Genomic DNA, 6232 nt, shown 5'->3' with positions numbered 1-6232 from the left:
GTTCTTCTTTTACTGGACATAGTAGATTCTCCTTCTTGTTATCTATTATTCTACTTGCCCTTAATTTTACTGTCCAACTAAGTGTAGACTATTCATCATATGTTCTTATTATGCAAAGTTATAACTTTTCTACATTACCTAACAAGTGAGGTGTATAAAGATCCCTTATACAAACTTTTAGGTTTACATAAAAAATCAGAAAGTAATATGTAAGTTACAGTAAAGGTACGTTGAAAACGGCTCTTGAAATAATAAAAAAATCAGAGTTGACCTAAAATCAGGTTCAACTCTATTTTTCATGCTAAAACAACAGTGTAATTTAACATGACTTATTTTATAATATCTTATCTCCGATCAAACATACCAATAACTTCTTTTGTCTCTGTGATGTTCACAAACGCATTTGAATCGACTTCATTAATCATCTCTTTAACTTCTGATAATTGATAACGTGTGATAACAGTAATAAGGACTTTTCTACCTTCTCCTGTATACGCGCCTTCACCGTCCATAATTGTAATTCCTCGATAAAGATTCGCAAGTAATTTCTTCTTCACTTCGTCACCTTTACCCGTAATGATCATGAGGGTTAGTTTAATGTGATTCGTATGAATCGTATCAATAACCTTACCAGTTGCATAAATCGTTACTAACGTATATAATGCTGCATCCCAGCTAAATACAAAGCCAGAAATTATTATAACAACCGCGTTCATCGCAGAAATCATTGCTCCAAGAGGAAAATCTCTTTTCTTATTTAGAAGCATCGCAATAATATCGAAGCCACCTGATGAGCCTGATGCTTTAAAAATTACTCCAATTCCTATTCCCGTAATAACTCCACCAAATAGTGCGGCTAGAAGTGGCTCATGTGTTACTTTATAAACCGGAATTACATACAAACTGACTGAAAGTACTAGTACTGAAAGAATCGTATTTCCAATAAACCGTTTCCCTAATTTCATTACGCCTAAAATAAGTAAGGGAAGATTTAATAAAAAGTTTAATATACCTGTATTGAAAGGTGTTACTAGACCAAGCATGATGGCAATTCCACTTAATCCACTGCTTAGAATTTCATGAGGAATTAACAAGAAGTTGTAAGCAAACCCCACTAAGATAGAACCCATTGTAATAATAAAAATATTGCGCATAGCTACTCTCCCTAACAAATAATCCTGTGCCACCATTTTTTTATCCATTAAATAAAAAATTACACAACACTTCATAATAACGCTTCCGAATTTCTACTCGGTCCATGTCATAAGCGCAATTGAATTATATTATAGTTGAGTTTAAACGAATAAAAAATTTAATAGTTTTTTCTGAAAAATGGGAATAACTACAACTAACCAGTAACAACAAAAATTGTTCACAAGTATATATATGAACAATTCATACACTGCCTTCCTTACTCTTTTGCACTTTTTTGATCCGCCACTTTATAAATCCTTTCTAACATTGGAGGATGCGTATATCGGAACCATTTTACGAGTAATGGTGGATTTACTTCACTTAACCCAGACTTCGTGAGCTGTTGAAACGCCTTCACTGCTGCCTCTTTATCTCCCATTAACTCGATTGCATACTGGTCAGCTCTTGATTCTTGATATCTAGAAACATAATTCGAAAGAGGACTTGATGCAAATAATAGAATCGAAGTAATCAGTAAAAACAAAGGGAGCGAACTAATATCGTTTATTTTCTTTATTTTTAATACCTTACCATGTCTTGCGATAACCCAAATCATGATCCTCGAAGTTAGCCAAAGTCCAATAAGTGTCATAAAGATATAACCTAACATGCCAAAATAAATATGTTTCTCTACATAATGTCCCATTTCATGTGCCATTATGAAAAGAATTTCATTATCTGATAAACGATTTAAAGTCGTATCCCACAGCACAATTCTCGAATTACTACCAACCCCAGTAACATAAGCATTGAGTGCATTGGTTTTTTCCGCCATATTCACTTCATACACATGTTCTGTTGGAATATTTGCCTGTTCTGCTAACGACAGAATTTTTGTTTCTAATTCTTTATTCTTTAGCGGGTAAAAATCATTATATAATGGGTCAATTACTACCGGTTGGATAAACATGATAAAAATAGAGAATGGAATCGTTAATAACCAAGCATATAGCCACCATCTCTTGGTACTTTTTTTAATGAGCCAGTACAGAACTGACACAATCACTACAGTCATGCCGAAGCTAACCCAAAAGTCTATTACTCCATCTTTCATCCACGAAGAAAAATTCTGATTACTAATCCCGTATTTTTTACTTAGAGAAAAGCGATAATAGTCTAATGGAAATAATACAATATACGTAAGAAGCGACAATAAAAATAAATAAATTACGTTTTTCAAGATTGTCCATTTAGATAATGACGCTGACCATTTTTCTAACATGAAAGAAAGCCCTATCAACAACATTAAGAAGTAGAAGAGCCATTCAAATGGCGTAGCTACAAAAAAGAGGAAATTCCTAATTTTCGAGTACTCCCCACTTAATAATAATTCGCGCTCAGACATAAATACCGAAGGATCTGCAACAGTCCCCTTTAAAGCCGCGGGTATAGCGCCTCCACCACTATGAAAAATATAAAAGTACATCGCTAAAGCATACACTCCAAATATCAATAGAGCTGAAATTCCCAATTTTTTTGCTATGTCGTTTCCTCCCTTGTTCAGTTCTTCCTACATTAAGTGTAATCCAAAATGACAAAGATAGAACAGGTTTCTATGTTAAAGCTTTGTTAACAATTGCTTAATCAACACTTCAGGAGAAATTTGTAAAACTTTTTCCTTATTGTGAAAATTTATAAGTATATTCTTCCCCAAGATGAACAAATTCATGATTTTTTTATTTTTTATTCATGAGGAAGATATACAGATATTCGAGAGTTTGGTATTTATGAGCATAGAACGGGGTACAAGCCTACGAGTTTGATGTTATTCAGGATATTATCATCCACACTTGAATTTATTAAATTGATTCCTTTCTTCTCCCAATAAACAACAAACTCACTAATCCACAAACCAAAATAATTGGTGCGCTTACTTTATATAAATCAGTAAAACTCATTGCTAATTCTTTTTCTGCGTAACGACTAATGTCTTGTGAGTATTTCTGAATTTCATCATTTATTTTCTCTGACTCTTCTTCCACTTCTTTTGTTACTTGTTTTGTTATCTCTACTTTCTTTATTTCTTTATAATTCTCTGGGATGTCTTTTATTGCTTTCCCCACGGTTTGTTGAATTAAAGCATCTTTTTGCTCTTGAGTAACTCCGAATTTTTCTCTTACTTGTTTCTTTTGATTACTTTCTTCTAAATTGTTTTCGTTTATTTTATCTTTAGCAGCTAGTAATATTTTATCTTGCTCTTTTTTATCTACATGAATTTCACGTACTTTTTCTTCCGCAAATTGTTCAATTTTATTTTTATTAATTGTTAAATTATGCGTTAAACTTGATACAAATATTGCTACTGCTAATACTATACCTACTTGTCGTAACATCGATACAACACTTTGGGAAGCCGTTAGTAATTCTCCTTCAAATGAGGAAGCAGTTAAGATCGTTATTGGTCCTACAACTAAACCATATCCAACTCCTAGTAACATACACGGTAAAATAATCTCTTGATTTGAAGACTGAATACTGATCATTTGTAGCCAAAAATACGAAATACTCATAGCAATAAATCCTAATAATATAATAGGAACTTTGCCGATTTTGTTAAGAAGAATCCCCGCAAAAGGAGAAACCAAAAATATCATCGCTGAAATTGGTGTCACTAATAAAGAAGCTGTTAATTCTGTTCGATTTTGCATTTTTGTAAGGAATGTTGGAAGTAATACAGTTACTCCGATTAAAAATAAATTACTTAGTATAACAACAATCGAAGCTCCGACAAAAATCCGATCTTTAAATAGCTGTAAATTCACCATTGGCGAAACTACTTTTCTTTCGACTAATATAAATAATACGAAAGATATGCTACTAGTAACGTAACATACCCATGCAAGCCCACTCATCCAGCCCCATGCATTTCCTTTTACTAAAACTAAAGTGAATAAGAAAATAGTTGAACTACATAGTACGCATCCAACCCAATCTATTTTAGATATCACGCGTTCTTCATTTCTAACTTGGAGTAAAATAAAACAAAGTATAATACCGGCTATACAAAATGGAATATTAACAAGGAACACCCATCTCCATCCTAAGTTTTGTGTAATAACGCCACCTATCACGGGACCCATGGCTGCGGATAGACCTTGCGTAACCCCTAATATTCCAAGAGCTATATTCCTCTTAGCTATTGGCATTGCGGATACACCAATTACCATACTTGTAGGGAATAATATAGCAGCTCCTATGCTTTGAATAAATCGCGAAAAGATAAGAAAATCTCCTGTATTCGCAAAAGCACATAATATTGAACCAAATCCAAATACAAATAATCCAATAATGTACATTTTCGCTTTCCCAAATATATCTGCAATACGTCCTAATGGAATCGCTAATACCGCAATAGACATTGTGTATATATTCAAAATCCATGACATCTTCTCTAATGTAGTTCCTAAATTAGTTTGTATTGCTGGTAAGGCTATATTCATAATCGTTGTATCAATCATACATAGGAAAATACCTAAACACATTAAGAAGACGATTTTAATTCCTTTTGACTGCTCCATGTGAATCTCCCCCTTTAATTATCTATATAATTCACTCTCGAAAACTATCTTCTTGCTCATATCCTTCTTTTTCCCTTAGCTGTGTTAACTTTCTCTTTAAGGTTTCAACTTCTGCAATATAGGTTGCGATACCAACTTCTAATGAAACTTCTCCTTCAAATGTCATGTCCTCTTTCCACGTTTCGTATTTCGACAAAAGATCCTCGATAGCCGATTCTTTTCTTTTTATTTGATCTTCCATCCATGTTTGAATAGTTTTTGCATCGCTATATTTACCAAAATACATGCGCATTAAAAAATCAGAACGCAATACTTCTTTTTCCACATCGCTCTCCAAATATTGCTGGAACTCTTTTCGTCCCTCTTCCGTTATAAAAAACATTTTTTTATTTGGTTTTCCATCTTGCATCAAGACTTCTTTCCTGATTTTTCCGTCCTTCTCCAACTGTTTTAAAGTTGGATAAATCATTCCAAAGCTACCATCAAAAAAATGTGTGAATACATCTTCAAATACAATTTTTATATCATAGCCTGATAGTTCTTTCTCCATCAACAATCCTAAAACAACGTCTCTTCCCTTCATACAAACACCTCACACAATTTTTATTATTGATATTTATATTAACATTATTAATATACTTAATGATAATATATTATATATATTAAATTGTAAAATAATACATTTCATATAACCTCAAAATTCATAGTTGCAGTTGTTTTAATTATACAAAGCCCCAAAAATAGCTGTGAAATTAACCATCATCATTTTACCTAAAATGGTATAATTAACTAATTCTAATTGAAAGGTGTGATTGTAGATGAAAAATTTATTTAAGGTGATTGAACAGTAGGAAATACAGCCTTCTTTTCCATCACAATGCACTAATACTATTTGAAAAGAGGCTATAGAATGTACAGAGATCAAGAATTAGTAATTAGACCAATTGAAAATGAGGATTTACCGCGCTTATGGGCGTTAATCTTTAAAGACGAAAATCCCGAATGGAAACTGTGGGATACCCCTTACTATCCACATAAAACAATGGCCTATGAAGATTTTCTTAATATGAACTTTAAGTTTGTCCAGAATGATGCCTTTTGGGCAATTGAAGTAAATGAGGTTGTTGTAGGAATCGTATCTTACTACTGGGAACATGAGCCTTCTAATTGGCTTGAGATCGGGATTGTTTTCCACGAAGCTCCCAATTGGGCGAAAGGGCTTGGCACGAGGGCTTTAACATTATGGATTAACCACCTATTGAACACGTTGCCAATCGTACGCATCGGTTTTTCAACTTGGTCAGGTAACAAGAGAATGATCCGTGTTGGCGAAAAACTTGGTATGCAAATGGAAGCCTGCATTCGAAAAGCACGTTATTATAATGGTGAATATTACGATTCTATCCGCATGGGGATGTTAAGAGAAGAAGGCTGCAATGAAGAGAAGAATTTTCGAAAAGCTTCAGCTGAAAATGCAAAAGACCTTACCAAGTAATTGGTAAGGTCTTCCATGTATTTTT

The 6232-nt window shown here is 33.3% G+C and carries 5 protein-coding genes; 1 reads left to right on the top strand and 4 read right to left on the bottom strand.

The features are described from left to right. Nucleotides 1–344: 344 nt before the first annotated feature. From ACQKMD_RS16375 to ACQKMD_RS16360, 4 genes are all read right to left on the bottom strand, one after another. Nucleotides 345–1154, bottom strand: a complete 810-nt coding sequence (locus ACQKMD_RS16375) for a YitT family protein (protein WP_427753257.1) — start codon at nucleotides 1152–1154, stop codon at nucleotides 345–347. Nucleotides 1155–1411: 257 nt separating this feature from the next. Further along, the gene (locus ACQKMD_RS16370) at nucleotides 1412–2677 is read right to left on the bottom strand and encodes a M48 family metallopeptidase (protein WP_427753265.1); all 1266 of its coding nucleotides are present in this window, start codon (nucleotides 2675–2677) and stop codon (nucleotides 1412–1414) included. A 316-nt stretch (nucleotides 2678–2993) separates the two neighbouring features. After that, a complete protein-coding gene (locus tag ACQKMD_RS16365) occupies nucleotides 2994–4712 on the bottom strand; it encodes a DHA2 family efflux MFS transporter permease subunit (RefSeq protein WP_427753255.1) in 1719 nt (572 codons plus the stop codon). Between the two features lie 31 nt (nucleotides 4713–4743). Beyond that, a complete protein-coding gene (locus ACQKMD_RS16360) occupies nucleotides 4744–5295 on the bottom strand; it encodes a PadR family transcriptional regulator (RefSeq protein WP_427753253.1) in 552 nt (183 codons plus the stop codon). Nucleotides 5296–5622: 327 nt separating this feature from the next. Between ACQKMD_RS16360 and ACQKMD_RS16355 the strand changes: the two genes are divergently transcribed. Continuing rightward, nucleotides 5623–6207, top strand: coding sequence for a GNAT family N-acetyltransferase (locus tag ACQKMD_RS16355; protein ID WP_427753251.1), 585 nt, complete (start codon nucleotides 5623–5625; stop codon nucleotides 6205–6207). The last annotated feature ends 25 nt before the right edge of the window (nucleotides 6208–6232 follow it).

The sequence above is a fragment of the Viridibacillus sp. NPDC096237 genome, assembly GCF_050278625.1.
In the GTDB taxonomy this organism is placed as follows: domain Bacteria; phylum Bacillota; class Bacilli; order Bacillales_A; family Planococcaceae; genus Viridibacillus.
This window is presented reverse-complemented; position numbering and strand designations above follow the sequence as displayed.